This is a genomic window from Rhizobacter sp. P3_C12 (genome assembly GCF_056402735.1).
The window spans coordinates 1-25,186 of sequence record NZ_JBFUGW010000075.1; the positions used below are offsets into that span (position 1 = coordinate 1).

The following is a 25,186-nucleotide window of genomic DNA, read 5'->3' on the forward strand; positions in this document are numbered from 1 at the left end:
GCTGCCGGTGCGCGCCGGCGCGCCGATCCCCGATGCCGAGGCCGACTGGATCGCCCGGCTCAAGCACGGCCCACCCCCGCTCACCTGAACCCACCGCCTTGGCCGCGGTGCGCGTGGCGCACCGACGGCCCGTGTGATCGACCGCGGCGTCGTGCGCCCGGTCCTGTTCAGGAGCATTCCGTGATGTACCGATTCACGCCAGCCGCCCGTGCGGCGCTGGCGCTGCTGGCCTGCCTGCCGATGGCGGCATGGGCCGATGAAGACACCGCTGCCACCCGCGCTGCAAGCGACGATGCCGCGGCACCCGTCAAGCACCTGGGCGTGGTCACCGTGACTGGCGGCCGCCGCGGCTCGCTGCCATCGCAGATCCCGACCACCATCGAAGGCATCAGCGGCGCGCAGGTGCAGGCCAGCATCAACGCGACCGACAGCGAAGACGCGCTGAAGTACCTGCCCAGCCTGCTGGTGCGCAAGCGCTATGCCGGCGACTACAACCACGCGGTGCTGTCGACGCGTGCGTCGGGCACCGGCAACAGCGCGCGCTCGCTGGTGTATGCCGATGGCATCCTGCTGTCGAACCTGCTCGGCAACGGCGCGAGCTTCGCGCCGCGTTGGGGGCTGGTGACGCCGGAAGAGATCGAGCGCGTCGACGTGCTGTACGGCCCGTTCTCGGCGGCCTACCCCGGCAACTCGGCCGGCGCGGTGGTCGACTACCTGACGCGCATGCCGTCGAAGTTCGAGGCCCATGCGATGGTCGGCGCGTTCTCGCAGCCGTTCCAGCTCTACGGCACCGACACCACCTACAACGGCTGGCAGACCAGCGCTTCGCTCGGCGACCGCCATGGCGGCTGGTCGTGGTGGATCAACGCGAACCGGCTCGACAGCGAAGGCCAGCCGCTGGTGTTCGACACCACGGCCACGCCGACCGCCGGCGCCGTGCCGGACACCGACAAGACCGGCAAGCCCTGGTACGTGCGCGGCACCAGCACGCAGTACCGCACGGTGCAGGACCACCTGAAGCTGAAGCTCGCGTACGACCTGGCCACCGACCTGCGGGCGAGCTACACGCTCGGCTGGTGGCGCAACGACGCGGTCGGGCGCTCGGACCAGTACGTGGCGCCGGTGCTCAGTGGCGTGACCAACCGCGACGGGCTGGCGCACCTGATGCAGGCGCTGTCGCTGAAGCAGAACACGGGCGGCGCGTTCGACTGGGAGCTGGCCGCGAGCGTCTACGACTACCGCCGCGACCTGAGCCGCAAGCCGGCGGCCGGTTCGACGCAGCAGCCGGCGTTGTCGCAACCGATGCTCGACGGCGGCAACGGCAGCGCGACCGACCTGAACGGCACCGGCTGGAACACGCTGTCGGCGCGCGGCACCTGGCGGCCGGGTGGCGAGGGCAGCGCCCATGTGGTCGACGCCGGGCTGCAGCAGGACAGCTTCCGCCTGCGCACCACCGTCTACGGCCTGGCGGACTGGATCGACCAGGAAAGCGGCACGGTCAACGCCCGTTTCAACGGCAACACGCGGCTGCGCTCGGTGTTCGGCCAGGACGCCTGGCGTGTCGCCGATGGCTGGATGGCGGTGTTCGGGCTGCGCGGCGAGCGCTGGCAGGCCTTCGACGGCCTGACGCAGACCGGCACGTTCACGCCGTATGCGCACCCGCAGCGCAGCGAGACCGCCTGGTCGCCGAAGGCCGCGCTCTCGCATGAGTTGCGCGAGGGCTGGGTGCTGAAGGCCTCGGCCGGGCGCGCGCTGCGGTTTCCGACGGTGTCCGAGCTGTACCAGGGCGCGGCCACCGCGACCGGCATCAGCACCATCGCGAACCCGGACCTGCGGCCCGAGCGCTCCTGGACCTCGGAACTCAGCTCCGAATGGACGCTGGCCGATGCCGGCACGCTGCGCCTGACGCTGTTCCACGAGGACACGCACGATGCGCTGTACAGCCAGCCGCTGCCGAACGTGACGCCGGTGACGAACAGCGTGCAGAACGTCGACCACGTGCGCACCACCGGCCTCGAAGCCGCCGCCCAGCGCGAGAACGTGCTGTGGCGCGGGCTCGACCTGCAGGGCAGCGTGACGTATGCCGACTCGAAGATCGTCGCCAACAGCGGGTACGTGAGCACGCCGGGCGACACCGTCGGCAAGTGGCAGCCGCGCGTGCCGCGCTGGCGGGCGAGCGCGCTGGCGGCCTGGCGCGTCGACGAGCGCTGGACCGTCAGCTACGGCGCGCGCTACAGCGGCCGGCAGTACGGCAGCCTGGACAACAGCGACACCAATGGCTTCACCTACATGGGCACGTCGAAGTACTTCACGACCGACCTGCGGGTGCGCTTCGCGATCGACAGGCAATGGCACGCCGCCTTCGGCATCGACAACCTGAACAACTACTCCTACTGGAATTTCCACCCGTACCCGCAACGCACCTACAGTGCGGAGCTGCGGTACGACCTGTGAATGCCTCCCTCAAACGGACCCCTGTCATGACCCTGAACACCCTCCTCACCCGCCTTGCCGCCACCGCCCTGGTCTCGCTCGCCGCCGCAGCAGCCCAGGCCCATGAATTCATGCTCGGCGAGATCGCCATCGGCCACCCGTATGCGCGCGCGACCGCGCCGGGGCAGCCGACCGGCGGCGCCTTCCTGCGGCTGGAGAACCGCGGCAAGGCCGACGACCGCCTGCTGTCGGCCAGCGCCGATGTCGGCAAAGCGACCGAGCTGCACACGATGAAGATGGAGGGCGACGTGATGCGCATGCGCGAGGTGGCGGCGATCGACGTGCCGGCCGGCAAGTACGTCGAACTGAAGCCCGGCGCGCTGCACCTGATGATCCTCGGGCTGAAGGCGCCGCTGAAGGAGGGCGACAAGTTCCCGCTGCGGCTGAAGTTCGAGAAGGCGGGCGAGGTGACGGTGACGGTGAACGTCGAGGCGGCCGCGGCCGATCACAGCCACTGACGAGGCATCAGCGCGCGAGGGCCTTCAGCGCGAGCTTGATGCCTTCGCTCACGCCGACATCGGCTGGCAGGCTCTTCAATGCGGCCGCGGCCTCGCGGTCGCTGTAGCCCAGCGCCACCAGCGCCTGCAGGATGTCGGCCTGCGCATCGCTCGCGACGCTGGCCGGCACCGCCAGGTCGGCGCCGAGCTTGCCCTTCAGCTCCAGCAGCAGCCGCTCGGCCGTCTTCTTGCCGATGCCCGGCACCTTGATCAGCCGGCCGCTCTCCTGCAGCGATATCGCCTGCGCCAGCTCGCCGACGCTCAGCCCCGACAGGATCGACAAGGCCGTGCGCGGCCCGACGCCGGAGATCTTCACCAGCAGCCGGAAGGTCGCGCGCTCCTCGGCTGTCAGAAAGCCGAACAGCACCTGGGCGTCCTCGCGCACGACGAAATGCGTCAGCAGCGTCACGCGCTCGCCGAGCACGGGCAGGTTGTAGAAGGTGCTCATCGGCACGTCGACCTCGTAGCCGACGCCGCCGACGTCCACCAGCAACTGGGGCGGGTTCTTCTCTGCCAGCAGGCCGCTCAGCCGGCCGATCATCGGCGGAACAGGCCCAGGCGCTGCGCCTCGAGCGCTGCTTCCGCCCGCGAGCTGACGTTGAGCTTGCGGTAGATCTGCTTCACGTAGTCGGCGATCGTGTGGCGCGACAGGTTCAGCTGCGTGCCGATCTCCGGCAGCGTGAAGCCCTTGGCGACCCACAGCAGCACCTCGTTCTCGCGGTCGGTCAGCGAGACGTGCGGCAGGTTCTGCGGGCGCTCCTGCGGCTTGTTCTGCGCCGCGAAATAGGCGATCACGCGGCGCGCGATCGACGGCGTCAGCGGCGGCTCGCCCTGGCTGATGCGCTGCAGCTGCTCGACGAAATGCTCGCGCGGCTGCTCTTTCAGCAGGTAGCCGAACGCGCCGGCCTGCAGCGCGGGGAACAGGTGGTCGTCGTCGTCGTGGATGGTGACCACCACCGACTGCGCCTCGGGCTGCGATTCGCGCAGCGCCGCGACCACGTCGACGCCGGAACCATCCGGCAGGCCCAGGTCGACCAGCGCGACATCGAAACGCTCGGCGCTGATCAGCGCCAGCGCGTCGTGCACGCGGGCGCTTTCGGAGATCTGCGCCTGCGGAAACACCTGCGTCACCAGGGCCTTCACCCAGGCGCGGATCTCGGGCAGGTCTTCGAGCAGCAGGATCTTGTTCATGGGGTGTCCTCGAGGGATCTTGGATCGTAGCAGCGGCGCAAGAGAAGATGTGCCGCCCGGATTGTGCGCTTTACAGCGGCAATGTGAGGCGGATCACCGTGCCGTAGCCTGGCCCGGATTCGACCAGGCACTGCCCCTGCATCTGCTTGGCGCGGTGCTTCATGCTGGCCATCCCGTGGCCGCGGTCGAGCTTGCCGTCGAGTTCCATCGGGATGCCCTTGCCGTTGTCCTGCACGACCAGCACGAAATCATGCTCGCCGATGCTGCAGCGCACCTTGCAGTGCGAGGCGCCGCTGTGCTTGATGATGTTGCTGACCGCCTCGCGCAGGATGCGGGTGGTCTGCACGAAGGCGCGCGCCGACAGCTGCTGGTGCACGTCTTCGGTGGGGCTGCGCCAGTCGGCCTCGATGTTGGCCTGGCTCAGGCGCGACACCGTCTCGGCGCGCCAGTCGGCCAGCGCATCGGCCACCTGCATCGGCTTGCCGGTGAGGCCGCGCACCGACAGGCGCATCTCCTCGAGCGCCTCGCGCGCCAGCGTGGAGATGCGCTCGCTCTCGCTGGTGTGCACGATGGTCAGCAGCTTGGCGCCCAGGTCGTCGTGCAGGTCGGCGGCGATGCGCTTGCGCTCCTTCTCGGTGACCTGCTCGACGCGCAGCTCGGCCATCTGCGAGAAGTTGCGCTCGATCTCGGCGGTGACCTCGTTGATGCGGCTCTCCAGCGAATTGCGGCTCGCCTCGGCCACCTGCAGCGCGCGCCCGAAGATGTGGACCTGGCGCGCGGCGACCGCGATGAACATCAGCGGCATGCTGAAGTGCAGCACGTGCACCGGCAGCCACGAGACCCAGCCGTGCTGCGTCGCCAGGTCGATCAGGACCAGCACGCCGACGCCCATCAGCATGAAGGCCATCGGCCAGAAGTCGGCGCGGCCGTCCGGCCCCTTGCGCCAGGTCACGCGCAGGTACAGCGTGACGGCCGCCATCACCTCGGCCGACAGCAGCAGGTACCAGCCGCTCGTCATCGTGTACAGGCGATGCGGCCCGGCGAGCGCGAGGCTGGCCGGGATCAGCAGGCATTGCAGCGCGAGGCCGATCTCGAGCTTGGTCGAGCGCAGCGCGGCATAGCGCACCAGGAACTGCACCGCCAGCGCCACCAGCACGCCGAAGCCGACGCAGGGCAGGAACTCGCTGGTGGCGTTGTCCCACGGCGGGTCGCGCCACCACAGGCGAGCCGACAGCGCGGCCCAGCCGATCGCGAGCAGCCCGAAATGGATCAGCCACGGGCTGCGGCGATCCTGCCAGCCCATGCCCAGCATCACGATGCCCAGCGGCACCAGCATCGCCGAGATCGCCTGCACCAGCGAGATGTTCCAGAAGGCCTGGCGCGCCTGCACGTCGGCCAGCAGCGCGTGCGGCCCGACCTGCACCGTCGACAGCCCGCCGGCCCGCTGGCGCGACGCGACGTGTTGCAGCGCGTAGCCCTGCAGCCTGATGTCGAGCACGTTGCCGTCCGGGTTCAGTAGCGCCGGCGGCAGCGCGACGAGCTGCGGGTAGAAGCAGTTGCGCGTCACCGGCTCCGCCATGCGGCCGCCGTCGAAGACCAGGTTGCCGTTCAGCCAGACCTGCGCGTTGCTGCAGGCGCGCTCGATGTAGGCGGCCATCAGCGGCGTCGGCGTGATGTAGCTCGCCGGCAGCGTGAAATTGAGGCGGTACCAGACCGGCCCGTCGGACTGCGGCAGGGTCTCGGACCAGTCGTCGGGCAGGCGCACCGTGCGCTGCTTCAGGTCTTGGGGAAAGGTCGGTGCGGCACTTGCCACCGCGCTCGCGCTGCGGATCTCGATGACGCCGGGTTCGGCAGCTGCGGCCGGGGCGCTTGCCAGGCCGCCGGCGAGAGCCACCGCGGAAGCCACCGATGCCAGCGAGGCCACCATGCCCCGGGCCGCGGCACGCAGGCGGTGGGCGAGGGTGGGCGTCGGCGGAAAGCAGGGCATGGGCGCCGATTGTGCAGGATGCCTGCGCCGCCGGGGCCTTCCGGCGACAATCCGGCCTTCCGCCTCCCTTCCAGCCCGAGTCAGCGCCCACGTGATCCTTCGCCACGCCTTCATCCCGCTCGACAACGCCCGCCTGTCGCACCTGTGCGGCAGCGTCGATGAACACCTGCGCAGCATCGAGACGGCCTTCGGCGTCAGCATCTCGCGGCGCAACGAATCCTTCCGCATCGACGGCCCGAAGGCGAGCGCCGAGCGCGCCGTGGCCTTGCTGCAGACCTTGTACGGCCGCTCGCGCCGGCCGATCGCGGCCGAGACGCTGCAGCTCGCGATCACCGAGGCGCTGGCCGACGATTCGCAGGCGCGGCCGCGCACGCCGGTGCTCGGGCGCCCGGCCTTGCGCGAGGCGGCCCCGGGCGACGCCCCGGACGAAGAGGGCGACGAGATCCTGCTGCGCACGCGCCGCCCCGACCTGACCGGCCGCACGCCCAACCAGCAGCTGTACCTGCGCAACATCCTCGCGCACGACATCACGTTCGGCATCGGCCCGGCCGGCACCGGCAAGACCTTCCTCGCGGTGGCCTGCGCGGTCGATGCGCTGGAACGCAGCAGCGTGCAGCGCATCATCCTGACGCGGCCGGCGGTCGAGGCCGGCGAGCGGCTCGGCTTCCTGCCCGGCGACCTGGCGCAGAAGGTCGACCCCTACCTGCGCCCGCTGTACGACGCGCTGTACGACCTGATGGGCATGGAGAAGGTCGGCAGGGCGTTCGAGAAGGGCAACATCGAGATCGCGCCGCTCGCCTTCATGCGCGGACGCACGCTGAACCATGCGTTCGTGATCCTCGACGAGGCGCAGAACACCACGCGCGAGCAGATGAAGATGTTCCTGACGCGCATCGGCTTCGGCAGCAAGTGCGTCATCACCGGCGACGTGAGCCAGATCGACCTGCCGCGCGGCACCGACAGCGGGCTGATCGACGCCGAGCGCGTGCTGCGCCGCGTGGCCGGCATCGCGATGACGCGCTTCACCGCCGCCGACGTGGTGCGCCACCCGCTGGTCGCGCGCATCGTCGAGGCCTACGACGCCGCGCCGGCAGACAGGATCTGACGATGGCGACCGCACGACCCGAACTGGGCCTCTCGCTGCAGTTCGCCGATGCATCGCACCGCGCCGAGCTGCCCCGCCACAAGGTGGCGCGCTGGATCCGCGCGGCGCTGGCGGCGCCCGGCGAGATCACGGTGCGCATCGTCGATGCCGACGAGGGCCGTGCGCTGAACCGCGAGTACCGCGGCAAGGACTACGCGACCAACGTGCTGACCTTCGACTACAGCCACGCGCCGGTGGTGCAGGCCGACCTGATCCTGTGCGCGCCGGTGGTCGAGGCCGAGGCGCGCGAGCAGGGCATCGCGCTGCAGGCGCACTACGCGCACCTGCTGGTGCACGGCACGCTGCATGCGCAGGGGCACGACCACGAGCAAGAGGACGAAGCGGTCGAGATGGAGGCCGAGGAGACGCGCATCCTCGCCGGGCTCGGCTACGACGATCCCTATCGCCGCTGAGCCGGACAGGCCCTAGCGCGGATGGCGCGACGTGCTCAGGTAGCGCTTGCGCCAGAAGAACCAGCCGAGCGAGCCTGCGATCACCAGCATGAAGCCGCTCGCCATCCAGACGCCGTCGCCGCTGTGGATCAGCGGCAGCCCCTCGAAATTCATCCCGAAGAACCCGGTGACCAGGTTCAGCGGCAGGAAGATCGCGGTCAGCACCGTCAGCGTGCGCATGATGTCGTTGGTGCGGTTGCTCTGCGCCGAGAAATGCATCTGCACCGCGGTCTCGGCCGAGGATTCGAGCCGCCGCACGTGGCTCAGCACGCGCTCGATGTGCTCCAGCACGTCGCGCGAGCGCACGCGCAGCAGTTCGCGGTCGCGCGCCGCCTTCGGGTCCGGCTCGTCCGGCCATTCGTCGAGCGAGTCGATCCATTCGACGATCGCGCTGCGCTGGTCCTCGCAGGTGTCTTCGAGCAGGTGCAGCGAGTTGCGCGACTCGAGCAGCACCTGCCAGCTGTCGAACTGGCTGCGCGGGTTGAACAGCTCCTGCTGCAGGTAGCCGAGCTGCCTGGTCAGCAGCCGGCGCAGCTCGAGATAGCTGTCGACCATGTGGTTCAGCATGCGCAGCATCAGGTCGGCGGGGCCGGTCGGCAGCCGCATCGCGCCGCGCGGCTCGTAGCGCTGTTCGGCGCCCTCGACCATCTGCTGCAGCTTGCTCGCGAAGAAATCGCGCACCTGGCAGTCGGTCGGGTGCACCGTCATCAGCACGCGGTCGAACACCGCGAAGCCGACCGGGCTGGTGTCGATCGCCTCGAGCGCGCGCTTCGCGGTGCTGGCGGTGCCGCTCTGGTCGTCGAGGAACAGGCCGGCGCTGCCGCTGCCCGCCGCGAGCCGGCGGAACACCATCAGGTCGTACCACGAGGTGTAGTCGAAGTGCGACGGCAGCTGGTTGTTTAGCAGGTCGGAGATGTGCAGGTCGACGAGCTGGCCGCCGGTCCAGCGCTGCAGCCCGGCCTGGACCTCGGCGATGTTGACCTCGAACTCGCGCCGCGCGGTGCCGATCCACAGGTAGCCGGTGGGCGGCAGCCTGTCGGGCAGCGCTTCGATCTCGGTGAACTGGTCGGCTGTGATGTGGAAGATTCGCATGCGCCGCGTGTGTGGTGTCAGGGGCGGCGTCAGCCTTGCTGCCGCAGCAGCCGGGCCGCGTCGAGCGCGAAGTAGGTCAGCACGCCGTCGGCGCCGGCGCGCTTGAACGCGAGCAGGCTCTCCAGCATCACCGCATCGTGGTCGAGCCAGCCCTGGGCCGCGGCGGCCTTCACCATCGCGTACTCGCCGCTCACCTGGTAGGCGAAGGTCGGCACGCGGAACTCGTCCTTCACGCGGCGCACGATGTCGAGGTAGGGCAGGCCGGGCTTCACCATCACCATGTCGGCGCCTTCGGCCAGGTCGAGCGCGACCTCGCGCAGCGCCTCGTCGCTGTTGCCGGGGTCCATCTGGTAGACCTTCTTGTCCGCCTTGCCGAGGTTCTTCGCCGAGCCGACCGCGTCGCGGAACGGGCCGTAGAAGGCACTCGCGTACTTGGCGCTGTACGCCATGATCCGCGTGTGGACCAGGCCGCGCGCTTCGAGCGCGTTGCGGATCGCGCCGATGCGGCCGTCCATCATGTCGCTCGGCGCGACGATGTCGACGCCGGCCTCGGCCTGCACCAGCGCCTGGCCGGTCAGCACCTTCACGGTGTCGTCGTTGCGCATGTAGCCGGTCTCGTCGGGCAGGCCGTCCTGGCCGTGGCTCGTGAACGGATCGAGCGCGACATCGGTCATCAGGCCGAGCTGCGGGAACTGCTTCTTCAACTCGCGCACCACGGTCGGCACCAGGCCCTTCGGGTTCAGCGCCTCGCTGCCGCTCTCGTCCTTCAGTGCCGGCTCGATGACCGGAAACAAGGCCAGCACCGGGACGCCGAGCTTCACGCATTCTTCGGCCAGCGGCATCAGCCGGTCCAGGCTGAGGCGTTGAACGCCCGGCATCGAGGCGACGTCGTGCACCTGGTTGCGCCCGTCCTGGACGAACACCGGGTAGATCAGGTCGCTCGGGTGCAGGCGGTTCTCGCGCACCAGCGCGCGGGTGAATTCATCGCGGCGCAGGCGGCGCGGGCGGTTGGCGGGGAACGGGGCGGGCGGCAGCATGGCTTCTTCTGAAGGCGGTTGCGACGCGGGGGCCGGCCGCCGAAACCGATGTGACGATGAGACATCGGGACTTTTTACGTGTAAATCCCGTGCGACGGCACTTCAACAGCCCGGCACTCATCTGCTAAAGTCGCCCTTGAATGATAGCCGCAAGGTGGTCATTCCCTGCTTTTCCTCCCTGAGCAGGAGCCTTACCGTGATGACAGCGATGAGGCTTTTCAACCCCGGCCTTGACGGTCGGGGTTTTCTTTTTCCGGCCCCCATAATCCCGCGGATGAGCAGCCTCTATCCCTGGGTCAAGGCCCTGCACCTGATCTTCGTCGCCAGCTGGTTCGCCGGTCTTTTTTACCTGCCGCGCCTGTTCGTCAACCTGGCCTCGGTACCGGCTGACAGCCACGCCGAACGTGAGCGCCTGCTGCTGATGGCACGCAAGCTCTACCGCTTCACCAGCTTCCTGATGGTCCCCGCCCTGCTGTTCGGCCTGTGGCTGTGGCTGGGCTTCGGCATCGGGCGCGGACCCGGCAGCGGCTGGCTGCACGCGAAGCTTGCGCTGGTGGTACTGGCGATCGGCTACCACCACGGCTGCCGCGCGCTGCTGCGCAGGTTCGAGCAGTTCGAGAACCGCCGCAGCGAACGCTGGTTCCGCTTCTTCAACGAGACCGCGATCCTGCTGTTCGCCGCGATCGTCGTGCTGGTGATCGTCAAGCCGTTCTGATCCGGCGATGGCACGGCACCGCAGCTCGGCCGGACCGTTGGCGTGGCTGTATGCGGCGCTGATCGTCTACGCGAGCCTGTCGCCGTTCACCGGCTGGAAGCAGCCGGTGGCGCTGGCGCTGGCCGGGTTCGGCCACCTGCCGTGGCCGCGCTACTGGACCGCCTTCGATGTCGTCTCCAACCTGCTCGGCTACATGCCGCTGGGTGCGCTGATGGTGGGTGCGCTGGTGCGGTCCGGGCGGCGCGTGTCGATCGCCTTCATCGCGGCGCTGCTGGCCGGCTCGCTGCTGTCGTTCGCGATGGAGAGCCTGCAGAACTGGCTGCCGCAGCGCGTGCCGTCCAGCCTCGACTGGGTGCTGAACGCGGCCGGCACGCTGGCCGGCGCGCTGGTCGCGGTGGCGGTGCATGCGCTGGGCGGCATCGACCGCTGGCAGACGCTGCGCGACCGCTGGTTCGTGACCCGCATTACCGGCGGRCTGCTGCTGTTGCTGCTGTGGCCGATCGGCCTGCTGTTCCCGACGCCGGTGCCGCTCGGCCTCGGCCAGGTGCTGGTGCGACTGCAGGAGCTGGCCGCCGAGGCGCTGGCCGGCACGCCGTGGTCGGCGTGGACGGAAGACTGGGCCGATGCGAGCGTCGCGATGACGCCCTTGTCGCGCGGCAGCGAGCTGCTCGCGATCCTGCTCGGCCTGCTGGCGCCGTGCCTGGTCGCGTACACCATCGTGCGCCCGGGCTGGCGCCGCGCCGCGATGGTGCCCGGCGCGGCCGCGCTCGGCTTCGCGACGACCACGCTGTCGACGGCGCTGAATTTCGGCCCGCAGCATGCGCTGGCCTGGCTGACGCCGCCTGCCTTGCCGGGGCTGCTGGGCGGCGCGATCGCCGGGCTGCTGCTGTTGCGCCTGCCGCGCCGCGGCGCGGCCGGGCTCGGCCTGGTCGTCGTGACGGCGCTGGTCGCGCTGGTGGCGCAGGCGCCGACCGATCCCTACTTCGCCGAGAGCCTGCAAGGCTGGGAGCAGGGGCGCTTCATCCGCTTCCATGGCCTCGCGCAATGGATCGGCTGGCTGTGGCCGTATGCGGCGCTGGTCTACCTGCTCGCCCGCGTGGCCGCCAGGGACAGCATCGAGCAGGCCGCGGCGGCAGGTCCGTAAAATGCGCCGATGACCTATTTCAAGCGCCACATCTTCTTCTGCCTGAACCAGCGCGACAAAGGCGAAGACAGCTGTGCCAACCACCATGCGCAGGCCGGCTTCGAACGCTGCAAATCGCGCACCAAGGCCGAGAAGCTGGCCGGCCCGGGTGGCGTGCGGGTCAACAAGGCCGGTTGCCTCGATCGCTGCGCCGGCGGGCCGGTGGCGGTCGTCTACCCTGAAGCCGTCTGGTACACCTATGTCGACGATGCCGACATCGACGAGATCGTCGAGTCGCACCTGAAGAACGGCGTGGTGGTCGAGCGGCTGCTGCTGCCCGAGTCGGTCGGGCGCTGACCGGGTCGTACCGATGAATGCGAAGACCGTCAAGCAGCTGACACCGGGCCCCGCGGGCGCACTCGAATGCGCGCTCGACCGCCCCGAAGGCGAGCCGCGCGGCGTGGCGGTGATCTGCCATCCGCACCCGCAGCAGGGCGGCACGATGGACAACAAGGTGGTGCAGACGCTGGCGCGCGCCTTCCTGCAGCTGGGCTACCGCACCGTGCGCTTCAACTTCCGCGGCGTGGCGGCCTCCGAAGGCGCGTGGGACGAAGGCCAGGGCGAGATCGACGATGCGCTGGCCGTGATCGCCGCGCATCGCGAGCCGGCGCTGCCGCTGGTGCTGGCGGGCTTCTCGTTCGGCGGCTACGTCGCGTCACAGGCGGCCGCGCGCCTGCCCGATGATGCGAAGGCCGAGCGGCTGGTGCTGGTCGGGCCGTCGACGCAGAAACAGAAGGTCGCGCCGGTGCCGGAGGAAACTTTGGTGATCCACGGCGAGTCCGACGAGATCGTGCCGCTGTCGGCCACCCTCGACTGGGCACGGCCTCAATCCCTGCCGGTGGTGGTGATCCCCGGCGTGGGCCATTTCTTTCACGGGCAGCTGGCGCTGCTGAAGAACCTGGTGGTGCGGTCCTGGCATCGTTGATGCCCGGGCTTCGCACACCACGCAACCTGATTCCACGTTCATGAAAAGACTGTTTGCCCTCGTGCTGGCGCTTGGCGCCGCCGCCGTCTCGTCCGTTTCCCACGCGCAGGCGCCCCAGCCACCGGAGATCGCGGCCAAGAGCTACATCCTGCTCGACGTGACCACCGGCCAGACGCTCGCCGAGCGCGAGGCCGATGCGCCGGCCGACCCGGCTTCGCTGACCAAGCTGATGACCGCCTACCTGGCGTTCGCCGCGCTGCGCGACCACAAGCTGACGATGGAGCAGACGCTGCCGGTGTCGCTGCGCGCCTGGCAGGAGCGCAAGGGCGGCGGCTCGCTGATGTTCATCGAGCCGCGCAGCACGCCGAAGGTCGACGACCTGCTGCGCGGGCTGATCGTCAACTCCGGCAACGACGCCGCGGTGGTGCTGGCCGAGGGCGTCGGCGGCACGCTCGACCAGTTCATCGAGCTGATGAATCGCCAGGCCCAGGCCTTCGGCCTGAAGAACACGCAGTTCAAGAATGCCACCGGCCTCACCGAGCCGGGCCACAAGAGCACGGCGCGCGACGTGGCCGTGATCGCGAGCCGCATCATCCGCGACTTCCCCGAGTACTACCCGATCTACTCGATGAAGAAGTACCACTACGACGGTGCGCCGATCAGCAACGAGAACAACCGCAATGTGCTGCTGACGCGCGACCCGACCGTCGACGGCATGAAGACCGGCTACACCGAGGCCGCCGGCTACTGCATGGTGGTCTCGGCGCAGCGCGACTTCCCGAACCTCGCGGTCAACGGCGCCGGCGGCGGCAAGCGGCGCCTGCTCAGCGTGGTGCTGAACGCGGCCTCGATGGACGCTCGTGCGAACGAGAGCCAGAAGCTGCTGAACTGGGGCTTCCAGGCCTTCGACACGCTGCGCCTGTTCGAAGGCTCGAAGGCGGTGGCCACGGTGCCGGTCTGGAAGGGCACGGCGCGCGAGGCCCAGCTGGGCGCGGCGAACGGGGTCTTCGTCAGCGTGCCCAAGGGCGAGGGCGCGAAGCTGCAGACGAAGATCGAGCGCACCGACCCGCTGGTCGCGCCGCTCGCGCAGGGCCAGCGCGTCGGCACGCTGAAGGTGACGACCTCGACCGGCGCGCCGGTGGCCGAGCTGCCGCTGGTCGTGCTGACCGGCGTCGAGCAGGCCGGCATCTTCGGCCGCGCCTGGGATGCCCTGCGGCTGTGGATCAAGTAAGCTCGTCCGTTCCCACTGCATCCGTCCCCGGGAGCCCGCATGCAAGCCCTGCCTGACACCCTGTGCTACCTCAACGGCGAGTACGGCCCGCTGCGCGACGCCAAGGTGTCGGTGCTGGACCGCGGCTTCGTCTTCGGCGACGGCATCTACGAGGTCGTGCCCGTCTACGGACGCCGCCTGTTCCGCTTCGACGAGCACCTCGCGCGCCTGAACCGCAGCCTGGGCAAGGTGCGCATCGCGAGCCCGTTCGACCGCGCCCAGTGGCTGGAACGCTGCCGCAGGCTGATCGATGCGCAGGCGGCCGAGGACCAGCTGCTCTACATCCAGGTCACGCGCGGCGTGGCGGTGCGCGACCACGTGATGCCGCCCGATCTGACACCGACGGTGTTCATGATGGCCAACCCGATGAAGCCGGCCGGTGCCGAACAGCGCCACCACGGCGTCGCTTGCGTCACGGCGCGCGACTTCCGCTGGGAGCGCGGCGACATCAAGTCGATCTCCCTGCTCGGCAACGTCCTGGCGCGCCAGATCTCGGCCGACCACGGCGCCGTCGAGACCATCATGTTCCGCGACGGCTTCCTGACCGAGGCCTCGTCCAGCAACGTGTGGGTCGTGCACGAGGGCGCGGTGCTGGGCGCCCCGAAGAGCGAGCACGTGCTCGAGGGCATCCGCTACGAGCTGATCCGCGAGCTGTGCGAGGAAGCCGGCATCGGCTACAACCTGCGCCCGATCTCCGAAGCCGAGGTGCTGGGCGCCGACGAGCTGATGCTGAGTTCGGCCACCAAGGAGGTGCTGGCGGTGACGCAGGTCGACGGCGAGGCGGTGGGCCACGGGGCCTTGCGCGGCAAGCCCGGCCCGGTCTACGCGAAGCTGTACGAGGCCTACCAGCGCGCCAAGACATTGCAGTCGATTTGAATTTTCCGCAGGCCGCCCCATCTGCGACGGCATGAACGCCACGATGCAAGACATTCCGCCCGACCAGTCGTTGATCGAATACCCGTCGCGCTTCCCGATCAAGGTGATGGGCACGAACGTCGACGGCTTCGTCCATGCGATCACGACGATCGCGAAACAGTTCGACCCCGAGTACGACGCGTCCACGGTCGAGATCCGCCCGAGCAGCGGCAACAAGTACCTGGGCGTGACGGTCACCGTCACCGCCACCAGCCGCGAGCAGCTCGACGAGCTGTACCGCACGCTGTCGACCCACCCGATGGTCAAGGTGGTGCTGTGACCTTGGCGCGGTGGCCGGTGAAATGACGTGTCCGCGCTGCTGAAGCTGCTCGGCCCGACGGACTACGCGGCGGCCGGGCAGGCGATGCGCGAGTTCACCGAGCGCCGCAGCGCCGACACGCCGGACGAGATCTGGCTGTGCGAGCACCCGCCCGTCTACACGCAGGGGCAGGCCGGCAAGGCCGAGCACGTGCTGGACGCGCACGGCATCCCGGTGGTGCAGACCAACCGCGGCGGCCAGGTCACCTACCACGGCCCCGGCCAGGTGGTCGCCTACCCGCTGATCGACCTGCGCCGGCTGGGCATCTACGTGAAGGAATACGTCTACCGGCTGGAACACTGCGTCATCAAGACGCTCGAAGGCTTCGGCATCACCGGCCACCGGGTGCCCGGCGCGCCCGGCATCTACGTGAACCTGTCGGATCCGGCCGGGCATGCGCCGCTGACCGGGCCGCGGGCGGATGAGTTCGCGGGCCTGGGCAAGGTGGCGGCGCTCGGCATCAAGGTCAGCCGGCATTGCACCTACCACGGGCTGGCACTGAACGTGGCGATGGACCTGAGCCCCTTCAGCAGCATCAACCCCTGCGGCTACGCCGGGCTGCAAACGGTCGACTTGGCTACACTGGGCGTCCGCACCGACTGGACCACCGCGGCGCAGCGGCTGGGCGACCGGCTGGTGTCGCACCTGAGCTGACCCGTCGGCCGCCCCTCGAAAGTAACCCCGATGTCGACCGAAAACGTCATCCACCAGGCCCAGGACGCGGCCCACTACGACGCGAGCGCCAAGCAGAAGGCGCAGGCCAAGACGGCCCGCATCCCGATCAAGATCGTCGCGGCCGAGACGCTGAAGAAGCCGGACTGGATCCGCGTGAAGGCCGGCTCGCCGACCACCCGCTTCTACGAGATCAAGCAGATCCTGCGCGAGCACAAGCTGCACACGGTGTGCGAAGAGGCGTCGTGCCCGAACATCGGCGAATGCTTCGGCAAGGGCACCGCCACCTTCATGATCATGGGCGACAAGTGCACGCGGCGCTGCCCGTTCTGCGACGTGGGCCACGGCCGGCCGGATCCGCTGGATGCCGACGAGCCGCTGAACCTCGCGAAGACCATCGCGGCGCTGCGCCTGAAGTACGTCGTGATCACGAGCGTCGACCGTGATGACCTGCGCGACGGCGGCGCCGCGCATTTCGTCGAGTGCATCCAGCGCACCCGCGAGCTGTCGCCCGACACCCGCATCGAGATCCTGACGCCCGATTTCCGCGGCCGCATGGACCGCGCGCTGGAGATCCTGAAGGCGGCACCGCCCGACGTGATGAACCACAACCTCGAGACCGCGCCGCGCCTGTACAAGGAAGCGCGCCCGGGTTCGGATTATGCGTACTCGCTGAACCTGCTGAAGCGCTTCAAGGAATTCGCGCCGCACGTGCCGACCAAGAGCGGGCTGATGGTGGGCCTGGGAGAGACCGACGAAGAGATCCTGCAGGTGATGCGCGACATGCGCGAGCACGGCATCGACATGCTGACGATCGGCCAGTACCTCGCGCCGAGCGGCCACCACCTGCCGGTGCGGCGCTACGTGCACCCGGACACCTTCAGGATGTTCGAGGCCGAGGCGCTGAAGATGGGGTTCACGCACGCCGCCGTCGGCGCGATGGTGCGTTCGAGCTACCACGCGGACCAGCAGGCCCACGAAGCCGGCGTCGCGAACGCCATCTAGCGTAGCCCGGATGCCAATCCGGAGATCGTTCTTCACTTCGAGATGCGGCCCCCCGGATTGGCATCCGGGCTACGAATTCAGCAGCTTCTCGACCTGCGCCTGCAATTCCGCGAAATCCGGCTGGCCCACATAGCGCTTGACGATCTCGCCGCGCTTGTTGATCAGCACGCTGGTCGGCGTGCCCTCGATCGGGCCGAAGCTGCGGGCGACCGACCCGGTGTTGTCGATCACCACGGTGAACGGCAGCTTGCGCGATTCGGCGAAGTGGATCACCGAGGCCGGCGGGTCGTAGCTCATCGCCACCGCCAGGGTCTCGAAGCCGCGCGCCTTGAACCGGTTGTGGGTGGCTGTCACCTGCGGCATCTCGTGCACGCAGGTCGTGCAGGTGGTGGCCCAGAAGTTGACCAGCACCACCTGGCCCTTCAGTTGCGCGACGCTGCTGCGGCTGCCATCCAGGCGGACGAACGCGGCGTCCGGGGCCATCTGCGGGCGCGCGAGGCCCGAATACGCTGCATAAGCCCCACAAGCCGCTGCCGCGATTGCCAGAACACTCAACGCGGCGGCAAGATGGCGGGTCAATTTCATGGGATGTGATCGATGCAGCGGAGAAAGTTTACGTCAGCGGTGCTCGCGGGCCTGGGTGTGTGGACATGGACCGGACAGGCCTGGGCGTTCAGCCTCAGCGAAGGCGATGCCACCGCGGGCATCCGGGCCGCGCTGGAGCGCGGCGCGGTGTCGGCCGTCGGCCTGCTCGGCAAGCCGGACGGTTTTCTTTCGAACCCGAAGGTGCACATCCCGTTGCCCGGCTTCCTGAACGATGCGGCGCGCTTCCTGAGGGCGACCGGGCAGCAACGGCGCGTCGACGAGCTCGAGACGGCGCTGAACCGCGCCGCCGAGGCCGCGGTGCCCGAGGCGAAGACGCTGCTGGTCGGCGCGGTGAAGAGCATGAGCGTCGAGGACGCCAAGGGCATCCTGGGCGGCGGCGACGGCTCGGTCACGCAGTTCTTTTCCACCAAGACGCGCGAGCCGCTGGGCGTGCGCTTCCTGCCGATCGTCAAGCGGGCGACCGAGAAGGTGTCGCTGGCCGACAAGTACAACGCGGTGGCTGGCAAGGCGGCGAGCTTCGGGCTGCTGAAGCCGCAGGATGCCAACATCCACAGCTACGTCACCGAGAAGGCGCTCGACGGGCTGTTCCTGATGATCGGCGAGGAAGAGCACAAGATCCGCGAGAACCCGGTCGCCACCGGGAGCGCGATCCTGAAGAAGGTGTTCGGCAGCCTCAAGTAGTCTTCGACAGCTCGAACATCAGCGCCGACGGCAGCGAGGTCAGGATCGCGTCGCGCCCGACGCGCGCCATGCTCAACCCGCCGAAGCCCGAGATCTCGAAGGCATTGCCCTCTTCGATGATCTCGATGAACACCACATCGCCGCCGGCCGAATCGACCTCGTTGCGCAGGTCGTTGAAGCGGTCGCCGCGCAGCACCGACTCGACGACGATCGCATGCGGCAGGCCGCTGCGACAGAAGTCGCGGGCCTCCTCGATCGAGGTCACGAAATCCACCAGCAGGCCCATGTTGCGCACCGCGTCGCGCACCTGGATGCGCACGTCGCGGCGGGAGGCGACCACCAGCACGTGGCTGCCGGCCAGCGGCTTGGTGCGGGCCGACGGCGCGAAGCCGCGGTCCAGTTCGAGGATGCTCAGGCCCTCGAGCTGCTCGCTGACGGTGCGCGGGAATTCGATCGACAGCGTGACGTGGCTGCCTTCGATCTTGCGCTCGATCGGCAGGCCCATCGTCCACGCGGTCTGCTCGAGCAGGCGCCAGGCGATCGAGTCCAGCGGTGAGCCTTCTTCGACCGTGGCGGGCGGCAGCTCGGCCTGGTCCTCGGGCTGGTAGGCGAACTTGCTGACCAGCCGTGCATGCGTCGGCCAGGTCTTGATGTCGATGCGGTACTCGATGGTCGACTGCGCGTGCAGCAGCGACCAGTCCAGCAGCGCGTTGAACAGGCTGAACAGCAGCGAGGCGTCGACGATCACGTCGGCCGGCTTCAGCACCTGCTTGATGTGGATGCCGCGCGCCTGGGTCTCGGCGGCGCGCTGGGTCAGCACATCTTTCAGCGTCTGCGTGAGCGGCAGGCGCTCGTGGGTCTGGCGCAGCCGGCCGGAGGCCAGGCGGCCCAGCTGCTGGCCGGCGATGCTGATGGCGCGCGCCTTCTGCAGTTCTTCCACCAGGCAACGCAGGCTGACGCGGTCGATGCGACCGGTGCCGGCGAGGGTCGTGACGCGTTCGAGCGCACTGGTCAGCGGCGTCGCCATCTCGGCGCTCAGCTCGTTGACCACGTCGCGCCAGTGATCGCGCTCGTCCGGTTCGAGGCCGGCGTCGCGTTGGGCGGGCGCGGCGGCGCGGTCGAGTTCGGTCATGTCCATGTTGGCGTCCCTGTCCGTGAATGAACGGCTTGTGCGGGTTTGTCACCCTTGGTTGCAAGTGTCGTTCAGGCCGGCGGCGGAGGACACCCCCCGAGCGCGCCAATCCCCCGACCTTGGGGGTGTCGCGGGGGGAGGCTTCGTCAGTTAGAGGACGTCCTGGCGGCGCAGCTCGGCGCGCTCGGCGTCGGACCATCCGAGCTCGGCCAGCACCTCGTCGGTGTGCTCGCCGAGCAGCGGCGGCGCGCGGCGGTACTGCACCGGCGTGCCGGACAGCTTCATCGGGCTGGCCACCACCCGCAGCGTGTCGGCCAGCGGGTGCGGCATCGGCACCGTCATGCCGCGGGCCTGGACCTGCGGATCGGCGAAGACCTCGGCCAGGTCGTTGATCGCGCCGCACGGCACCTTGGCGGCCTCGAGGGCGGACAGCCACTGCTGCTTCGACCGGGCCCGGACGATCTCCTCCAGCAGCGGCACCAGCGCCGCGCGATGGCGCACGCGGTCGGCATTGCGCGCGAAGCGGGGATCGGCGGCCAGCTCCGGCCGGCCGGCCACCTCGCAGAACTTCGCGAACTGGCCGTCGTTGCCGACCGCCAGGATCAGGTGGCCATCCGAGGTCTCGAACACCTGGTAGGGCACGATGTTCTGGTGGGCGTTGCCGGCCCGCCGCGGCGCGGCGCCCGTGGCGAGGAAGTTGGCGCCGAGGTTGGCGAGCATCGCGACCTGGGTGTCGAGCAACGCCATGTCGACGGCCTGGCCCTGGCCGGTGGCATCGCGGTGGCGCAGCGCGGCCAGGATCGCGACGCTCGCGTACATGCCGGTGAAGAGATCCGCCACCGCGACGCCCACCTTCTGCGGGCCGCCGCCGGGCAGGTCGTCGCGCTCGCCGGTCACGCTCATCAGGCCGCCGATGCCCTGGATGGCGTAGTCGTAGCCGGCGCGCTCGGCGTAGGGGCCGGTCTGGCCGAAGCCGGTGATCGAGCAGTAGACGAGGCGCGGGTACAGCGCGCGCAGCGCCGCGGCGTCGAGCCCGTAGCGGGCCATGTCGCCGACCTTGAAGTTCTCGATGAAGACGTCGCACCGCGCCGCCAGCCGGCGGATCAGGGCCTGGCCCTCCGGCCGCGCGATGTCGACCGTGATCGAACGCTTGTTGCGGTTGGTGCCGAGGTAGTAGGCCGCCTCGGCGGTGTCCTCACCGTCGCGGGCCTTCAGGAAGGGCGGGCCCCAGCCGCGGGTGTCGTCGCCGCCGCTGCCGTTGCGCATCGGGCGTTCGACCTTGATCACGTCGGCGCCGAGGTCGGCGAGCGTCTGGGTGCACCAGGGGCCGGCCAGCACCCGCGACAGGTCGAGGATGCGGACGCCCGACAGCGGCTGCGGCGGGGAGGGGAGAGTGCTCATGCGGGCGATTGTGGCGCCGCGGGTCGGGATAATGGACCGATGCCGCCTTCCCGAGTTTCCCGACTTTGCATCGTCGCGTGCGTGGCCTTGGCAGCCTGCACGCCGTCGCTCGACTGGCGCGAGGTCCGCCCCGTCGGCGCCGGCGTGCTTGCGTTGTTCCCGTGCCGGCCTGCGCAGGACGTGCGGGTGGTGGCCCTGGCCGGCACCCCGCTGACGATGAACCTGCAGTCCTGCCAGGCGGCCGGTGCGACCTTCGCGCTCAGCGTCACCGATGTGCAGGATCCATCGCGCGTCGCCGCGACGCTCGATGCGCTGCGGGCGGCCGCCGCCGGCAACCTGGGCGGAGTCCCTGTCGTTGCAGCGCCCGCCGCGGTGTCCGGCATGACGCCGAATCCGCTGGCGCAGCGCGTCCGGGTCGACGGGCGCTTCCCGGACGGCACGCAGGTGCGCCAGGAGCTGCTGTTTTTCGTCAAGGGCACCGTGATTTACCAGGCGACGGTGCTCGGCGCGCGCGTGGACGCGTCGGCCGTCGACACGTTTTTCGACGGGCTGAAGCTCGCCGTGTGACGCTGCGTGTCAGCGCCGGACGGCCCGCCGGCGTTGTAGTCACATGCCGGTTTGGTGCACATGTGTGGTTTTTGTGGCGAGTCGGGGCCACGCCACAAGCCGCAGCCACCAAGTCGGCAGCTCGAACTGCCGATAATCGAAAACCATGCCCGGTCTTCTCATCATTGCCCACGCGCCGCTGGCGTCATCGCTGAAAGCGGTGGCGCAGCACACCTTCCCGGACTGTGCCCGGTTGGTCGAGGCGCTCGATGTGCTGCCCGGCATGCCGGTCGAGGAGGTCGAGCAGCAGGCGCGCGAGATGCTGCGCCGCGTGAGCAACCCCGACGCGCTGATCTTCGCCGACGTGTTCGGCGCCACGCCCTGCAACGTGGCGCAGCGCCTGGCCGACGGCCTGCACGTCAAGGTCATCGCCGGCGTCAACGTGCCGATGCTGTGGCGCTCTCTCTGCTATGCCGACGAATCCCTCGACGCGATGGTGGCACGTGCGATGGCGGGTGCCACGCAAGGCGTGATGCAAGTGGCCTCCGCGCGTCCGCAGAACCAGGCCTTCAAACCAGGCGGAAATGACCAAAACCAGCATCACCATCAGCAATAAGCTCGGCCTGCATGCACGTGCCTCGGCCAAGCTCAGCAAACTTGCCGGCAGTTTCCAGTGCGAGATCCTGATGAGCCGCAACGGCCGCCAGGTCAATGCCAAGAGCATCATGGGCGTCATGATGCTCGCCGCCGGCCTCGGCACCGTGGTCGAACTCGAGACCTCCGGCGCTGACGAAGAGGCGGCGCTGCACGCCCTCGTGGCGTTGATCAACGACAAGTTCGGCGAGGGCGAGTGAACGCGGGGCCGCGGCCCCGTCACCTCACTGCCCCAGGTTCACTGCCCCAGCTTCATTGCCCCAGGAAGTGCTTGCGGTAGCGCTGCGGCAGGTCGGCGATGCGCATCAGCATCGGCAGGTCGGCGGTGTTGAAGTCGGGGTCCCAGGCCGGYGGGCCCAGCACCTTCGCGCCGCAACGCAGGTAGCCCTTGATCAGCGCCGGCGCCTCGACGACGAGGTCGTGCTGCAGCTCGTCGACCGGCAGCGCAAGCCGCGGGCGCACCTGCAGTTCGATCGGCGCCAGGTGCGTGTGGCGCAGCTGCTCCCACAGGCTGGCGGCGAAGTGGCCACCGTCGCGCATGCTGACGCTCGCGCAGCCGACCATCGTGTCCAGCTTGTTGCGCACCATGAACTCGGCCAGCGCACCCCACAGCGCGAGGATCGCGCCACCCGAGCGCCAGGCCGGGTGCACGCAGGAGCGGCCCAGCTCCACCATCGTCGAGCGCAGCGGGCGCAGGCGGGTCAGGTCGAACTCGGTCTCGCTGTACAGGCCGCCGATGCGGCGTGCGGAATCCGGCGTCAGCACGCGGTAGGTGCCGATCACCGGACCCGGCTCGCCACCCTCGCCCGGTGCGCGCACCAGCAGGTGCTCGCAGAACGGGTCGAACATGTCGATGTCGTGGCCGGCGGGCGAGCCGTGCGGCACGCTCAGGCGTGCGCCCATTTCCTCCGCGAAGACCAGGTGCCTCAGGCGCTGCGCCTGGCGAACTTCGTCTTCATCGCGTGCCCAAACAACTTCCAGCTGAGCAGCATCGACCCGGCGCGCTTGTGGAGTGGGTGAGCTTTCGTGAAGTGACCTCCGGGACGTGTCACCACGCAAATCGGACAGAGGCATCGTCGGCAGGGGCAGGTCCCTCATGGCGTTCTCCTGTGAACTCCCGAGATGGTGGGTCCGCACGGTGACGCGTCCATGAAACCGGGATGACGCGTCGATGACATTGCGCGTTTCCCCGCGTGCGGGCGGGGCGTGCGCTGCTAGGATCGTCCGCATGAGCTTCCAGGTCTTCGGATTGCCGGTATCACGGGGTGTCGCGATCGGCCGCGCGGTGATGGTCGCGTCGAGCCGCGTCGACGTTGCGCACTATTTCATCGAGGCGTCGCAGGTCGACTCCGAGATCGAGCGGCTGCGCACCGCGCGCGATGCGGTCGCGCAGGAGTTGACGACGCTGCAGCGCGAGCTGCCGGCGGACGCACCGGGCGAGCTGTCGGCGCTGCTCGACGTGCACCTGATGCTGCTGCACGACGACTCGCTGACCGGGGCCACCAAGAACTGGATCCAGGAGCGCCACTACAACGGCGAGTGGGCGCTGTCGGCCCAGCTCGAGGTGCTGGCGCGCCAGTTCGACGAGATGGAGGACGACTACCTGCGCGAGCGCAAGGCCGACCTGGAGCAGGTGGTCGAGCGGCTGCTGCGGGCGATGGCACGCGGGCCGCTGTCGGATTCCGCGCCGGCGCCGGGCGTGAGTCCACGGGATTTCGGCGGCGAGGATCCGCTGGTGCTGGTCGCGAACGACATCGCGCCGGCCGACATGCTGCAGTTCAAGCGAAGCATCTTCACCGGGTTCATCACCGACGTGGGCGGGAAGACCTCGCACACCGCGATCGTCGCGCGCAGCATGGACATCCCGGCGGTGGTYGGGGCCCGCGAGGCGAGTCACATCATCCGCCAGGACGACTGGGTGGTGATCGACGGCGACTGCGGGGCGGTGATCGTCAACCCGTCGCCGATCGTGCTGGAGGAATACCGGTTCCGGCAGCGGCAGAGCGGGCTCGAGCGGGATCGCCTGGCGCGGCTGCGGCACACGCCGGCCGTGACGATGGATGGCGAGCGCGTGGAGCTGCAGGCCAACATCGAGCTGCCGGTGGACGCCATCGGGGCGCTGGAGGCGGGCGCGGTCGGCGTGGGGCTGTTCCGCAGCGAGTTCCTGTTCATGAACCGCGGCAGCGAACTGCCGGGCGAGGACGAGCAGTACGAGGCGTATCGGGCGGCCATCGGGGCGATGCGGGGGCTGCCGGTGACGATCCGCACCGTCGACATCGGTGCCGACAAGCAACTCGACCGCATGTCGGTCAATGAACTGCGCCACGAGCATGCGTTGAATCCGGCGCTCGGGCTGCGGGCGATCCGCTGGAGCCTTTCCGAGCCCGGCATGTTCAGGCAGCAGCTGAGGGCGATCTTGCGGGCGGCCGCCGTCGGGCCGGTGCGCATCCTCGTGCCGATGGTGGCGCATCTCAGTGAGGTGCGGATGTTCCTGGAGGCGCTGGAGCGGGCGCGGCAACAGCTGGCGGACGCGGGCAGACCCTGCGGTCCGGTCGAGGTGGGCGCGATGATCGAAGTGCCGGCGGCGGCGCTCGCATTGCCGCTGCTGCTGAAGCACTTCGACTTCGTGTCGATCGGCACCAATGACCTGATCCAGTACACGCTGGCGATCGATCGCGCCGACGAGGCGGTGTCGCACCTCTATGACCCGTGGCACCCGGCCGTGCTGGGGCTGATCGCGCAGACGATCGCCTACGCACGGGCGGCAGGCAAGGGCGTCAGCGTATGCGGCGAGATGGCCGGAGACCCCGAGTTCACCGACCTGTTGCTGGCGATGGGGCTGCGCAATTTCTCGATGCACCCGTCGCAGATCTCCTCGATCAAGCAGCGGGTGCTGCGGGCGGACACGCGGCGCCTGGCCCCGCTGTTGCCGACGATCCTGAACAGCGAAGACCCGGCATCGGTGTGCCGCCGGGCCCAGGCCAGCTTGCAGGCCGTCGGTATTCATCAGTAATTTCGTGACAGCGGTGCGAAGGCCGAAAAATCGATGCTATAGTCGTGGTCTTCGCTGATCACTGATCAACGAAGCGACCCAACAACAGATTGGTTTCGGCAGGCGGCGAAAGCGGCGGCAGAAAAAAATCAAACAAGTTGTTGAAGTCGAGCAAAAAGGTGCTACAGTCTAAGGCTGCGCTGAACGAGATAGATCGGACAGCAAAGCAAGACGGTTTGACCGGATTGCAGCTCTTTAAAAACATACAGCCGATAAG

The 25,186-nt window shown here is 69.1% G+C and carries 28 protein-coding genes; 18 read left to right on the forward strand and 10 right to left on the reverse strand.

Annotated elements, in window-relative coordinates:
- Positions 1–183 precede the first annotated feature (183 nt).
- Both AC1DXV_RS13990 and AC1DXV_RS13995 read left to right on the forward strand, forming a co-directional pair.
- Positions 184–2,454, forward strand: a complete 2,271-nt coding sequence (locus AC1DXV_RS13990; RefSeq protein ID WP_477934093.1) for a TonB-dependent receptor — start codon at positions 184–186, stop codon at positions 2,452–2,454.
- 26 nt (positions 2,455–2,480) lie between these two features.
- On the forward strand, positions 2,481–2,951 hold the full coding sequence (locus AC1DXV_RS13995) for a copper chaperone PCu(A)C (protein ID WP_477870434.1): 471 nt from the start codon (positions 2,481–2,483) through the stop codon (positions 2,949–2,951).
- Between the two features lie 7 nt (positions 2,952–2,958).
- Here the strand turns inward: AC1DXV_RS13995 and ruvA are convergent, their stop codons facing one another.
- The 3 genes from ruvA to AC1DXV_RS14010 all read right to left on the reverse strand — a co-directional run bounded on the left by ruvA (position 2,959) and on the right by AC1DXV_RS14010 (position 6,168).
- Positions 2,959–3,531 (reverse strand): Holliday junction branch migration protein RuvA, encoded by a 573-nt coding sequence (ruvA, locus tag AC1DXV_RS14000; RefSeq protein ID WP_477870432.1) that lies wholly within the window; start codon positions 3,529–3,531, stop codon positions 2,959–2,961.
- Entirely contained in the window at positions 3,528–4,181 is a 654-nt protein-coding gene (locus AC1DXV_RS14005; RefSeq protein ID WP_047510238.1) for a response regulator, read from the reverse strand. The genes ruvA and AC1DXV_RS14005 overlap by 4 nt, the downstream gene beginning before the upstream one ends.
- A 70-nt stretch (positions 4,182–4,251) precedes the next feature.
- Positions 4,252–6,168: a sensor histidine kinase gene (locus tag AC1DXV_RS14010; protein ID WP_477934073.1), complete on the reverse strand. Its 1,917-nt coding sequence runs from the start codon at positions 6,166–6,168 to the stop codon at positions 4,252–4,254.
- A gap of 91 nt (positions 6,169–6,259) precedes the next feature.
- Here AC1DXV_RS14010 and AC1DXV_RS14015 point away from each other — a divergent pair, with 91 nt between their 5' ends.
- Together AC1DXV_RS14015 and ybeY are read left to right on the forward strand one after the other, a co-directional pair.
- Positions 6,260–7,273: a PhoH family protein gene (locus tag AC1DXV_RS14015; RefSeq protein WP_477934075.1), complete on the forward strand. Its 1,014-nt coding sequence runs from the start codon at positions 6,260–6,262 to the stop codon at positions 7,271–7,273.
- A gap of 2 nt (positions 7,274–7,275) precedes the next feature.
- Positions 7,276–7,725 carry an rRNA maturation RNase YbeY gene (gene ybeY / locus AC1DXV_RS14020; protein WP_477873913.1) on the forward strand — a complete coding sequence of 150 codons (450 nt, stop codon included), beginning with the start codon at positions 7,276–7,278 and terminating at the stop codon, positions 7,723–7,725.
- A gap of 12 nt (positions 7,726–7,737) precedes the next feature.
- Here the strand turns inward: ybeY and AC1DXV_RS14025 are convergent, their stop codons facing one another.
- Complete coding sequence (locus AC1DXV_RS14025) at positions 7,738–8,856, reverse strand: magnesium transporter CorA family protein (RefSeq protein WP_477934077.1); 1,119 nt, start codon at positions 8,854–8,856, stop codon at positions 7,738–7,740.
- Positions 8,857–8,885: 29 nt separating this feature from the next.
- Positions 8,886–9,893, reverse strand: a complete 1,008-nt coding sequence (gene hemB / locus AC1DXV_RS14030; protein ID WP_477867132.1) for a porphobilinogen synthase — start codon at positions 9,891–9,893, stop codon at positions 8,886–8,888.
- Between the two features lie 274 nt (positions 9,894–10,167).
- Between hemB and AC1DXV_RS14035 the strand changes: the two genes are divergently transcribed.
- From AC1DXV_RS14035 to lipA, 9 genes are read left to right on the forward strand one after another with little or no spacing between them, the layout of a single operon-like run.
- A complete protein-coding gene (locus AC1DXV_RS14035; protein ID WP_047510227.1) occupies positions 10,168–10,608 on the forward strand; it encodes a CopD family protein in 441 nt (146 codons plus the stop codon).
- A gap of 7 nt (positions 10,609–10,615) precedes the next feature.
- On the forward strand, positions 10,616–11,752 hold the full coding sequence (locus AC1DXV_RS14040; protein ID WP_477867134.1) for a VanZ family protein: 1,137 nt from the start codon (positions 10,616–10,618) through the stop codon (positions 11,750–11,752).
- A gap of 9 nt (positions 11,753–11,761) precedes the next feature.
- The gene (locus AC1DXV_RS14045; RefSeq protein ID WP_477867136.1) at positions 11,762–12,088 is read left to right on the forward strand and encodes a (2Fe-2S) ferredoxin domain-containing protein; all 327 of its coding nucleotides are present in this window, start codon (positions 11,762–11,764) and stop codon (positions 12,086–12,088) included.
- Between the two features lie 13 nt (positions 12,089–12,101).
- Entirely contained in the window at positions 12,102–12,716 is a 615-nt protein-coding gene (locus AC1DXV_RS14050) for an alpha/beta hydrolase (RefSeq protein WP_477867138.1), read from the forward strand.
- Between the two features lie 40 nt (positions 12,717–12,756).
- On the forward strand, positions 12,757–13,947 hold the full coding sequence (locus AC1DXV_RS14055) for a D-alanyl-D-alanine carboxypeptidase family protein (RefSeq protein ID WP_477934079.1): 1,191 nt from the start codon (positions 12,757–12,759) through the stop codon (positions 13,945–13,947).
- Between the two features lie 39 nt (positions 13,948–13,986).
- The gene (locus AC1DXV_RS14060) at positions 13,987–14,862 is read left to right on the forward strand and encodes a D-amino acid aminotransferase (protein WP_477934081.1); all 876 of its coding nucleotides are present in this window, start codon (positions 13,987–13,989) and stop codon (positions 14,860–14,862) included.
- A 43-nt stretch (positions 14,863–14,905) separates the two neighbouring features.
- Entirely contained in the window at positions 14,906–15,181 is a 276-nt protein-coding gene (locus AC1DXV_RS14065; protein WP_477867144.1) for a YbeD family protein, read from the forward strand.
- 27 nt (positions 15,182–15,208) lie between these two features.
- On the forward strand, positions 15,209–15,874 hold the full coding sequence (lipB, locus tag AC1DXV_RS14070) for a lipoyl(octanoyl) transferase LipB (protein WP_477934083.1): 666 nt from the start codon (positions 15,209–15,211) through the stop codon (positions 15,872–15,874).
- Between the two features lie 30 nt (positions 15,875–15,904).
- Positions 15,905–16,897, forward strand: coding sequence for a lipoyl synthase (lipA, locus tag AC1DXV_RS14075; RefSeq protein WP_047594691.1), 993 nt, complete (start codon positions 15,905–15,907; stop codon positions 16,895–16,897).
- A 69-nt stretch (positions 16,898–16,966) separates the two neighbouring features.
- Here lipA and AC1DXV_RS14080 read toward each other — a convergent pair whose 3' ends face one another.
- Entirely contained in the window at positions 16,967–17,482 is a 516-nt protein-coding gene (locus AC1DXV_RS14080; protein ID WP_477872321.1) for a TlpA family protein disulfide reductase, read from the reverse strand.
- Between the two features lie 12 nt (positions 17,483–17,494).
- Here AC1DXV_RS14080 and AC1DXV_RS14085 point away from each other — a divergent pair, with 12 nt between their 5' ends.
- The gene (locus AC1DXV_RS14085) at positions 17,495–18,184 is read left to right on the forward strand and encodes a DUF4197 domain-containing protein (protein ID WP_477872319.1); all 690 of its coding nucleotides are present in this window, start codon (positions 17,495–17,497) and stop codon (positions 18,182–18,184) included.
- On the opposite strand, the gene AC1DXV_RS14090 is transcribed toward AC1DXV_RS14085, so the two are convergent.
- Both AC1DXV_RS14090 and AC1DXV_RS14095 read right to left on the reverse strand, forming a co-directional pair.
- On the reverse strand, positions 18,177–19,322 hold the full coding sequence (locus AC1DXV_RS14090) for a hypothetical protein (protein WP_477934085.1): 1,146 nt from the start codon (positions 19,320–19,322) through the stop codon (positions 18,177–18,179). The two genes, AC1DXV_RS14085 and AC1DXV_RS14090, sit on opposite strands and share 8 nt — an antisense overlap.
- A 144-nt stretch (positions 19,323–19,466) precedes the next feature.
- The gene (locus AC1DXV_RS14095) at positions 19,467–20,717 is read right to left on the reverse strand and encodes a CaiB/BaiF CoA transferase family protein (protein ID WP_477934086.1); all 1,251 of its coding nucleotides are present in this window, start codon (positions 20,715–20,717) and stop codon (positions 19,467–19,469) included.
- Positions 20,718–20,798: 81 nt separating this feature from the next.
- Here AC1DXV_RS14095 and AC1DXV_RS14100 point away from each other — a divergent pair, with 81 nt between their 5' ends.
- The 3 genes from AC1DXV_RS14100 (at position 20,799) to AC1DXV_RS14110 (ending at position 22,117) form a co-directional block, all read left to right on the forward strand.
- Positions 20,799–21,284, forward strand: coding sequence for a hypothetical protein (locus AC1DXV_RS14100; protein WP_477873885.1), 486 nt, complete (start codon positions 20,799–20,801; stop codon positions 21,282–21,284).
- A 145-nt stretch (positions 21,285–21,429) separates the two neighbouring features.
- Positions 21,430–21,879: a PTS sugar transporter subunit IIA gene (locus AC1DXV_RS14105; RefSeq protein WP_477873884.1), complete on the forward strand. Its 450-nt coding sequence runs from the start codon at positions 21,430–21,432 to the stop codon at positions 21,877–21,879.
- Positions 21,848–22,117, forward strand: coding sequence for an HPr family phosphocarrier protein (locus AC1DXV_RS14110; protein ID WP_477934087.1), 270 nt, complete (start codon positions 21,848–21,850; stop codon positions 22,115–22,117). Before AC1DXV_RS14105 ends, AC1DXV_RS14110 begins: the two co-directional genes overlap by 32 nt.
- Positions 22,118–22,169: 52 nt before the next feature.
- Here AC1DXV_RS14110 and AC1DXV_RS14115 read toward each other — a convergent pair whose 3' ends face one another.
- Positions 22,170–23,015: a GNAT family N-acetyltransferase gene (locus AC1DXV_RS14115; RefSeq protein WP_047510199.1), complete on the reverse strand. Its 846-nt coding sequence runs from the start codon at positions 23,013–23,015 to the stop codon at positions 22,170–22,172.
- A gap of 130 nt (positions 23,016–23,145) precedes the next feature.
- Between AC1DXV_RS14115 and ptsP the strand changes: the two genes are divergently transcribed.
- Positions 23,146–24,930, forward strand: coding sequence for a phosphoenolpyruvate--protein phosphotransferase (ptsP, locus tag AC1DXV_RS14120; RefSeq protein WP_477934089.1), 1,785 nt, complete (start codon positions 23,146–23,148; stop codon positions 24,928–24,930).
- A 58-nt stretch (positions 24,931–24,988) separates the two neighbouring features.
- Here ptsP and AC1DXV_RS14125 read toward each other — a convergent pair.
- A partial coding sequence (locus AC1DXV_RS14125) for a hypothetical protein (RefSeq protein ID WP_477934091.1) occupies positions 24,989–25,186 on the reverse strand: 198 nt, incomplete at its 5' end.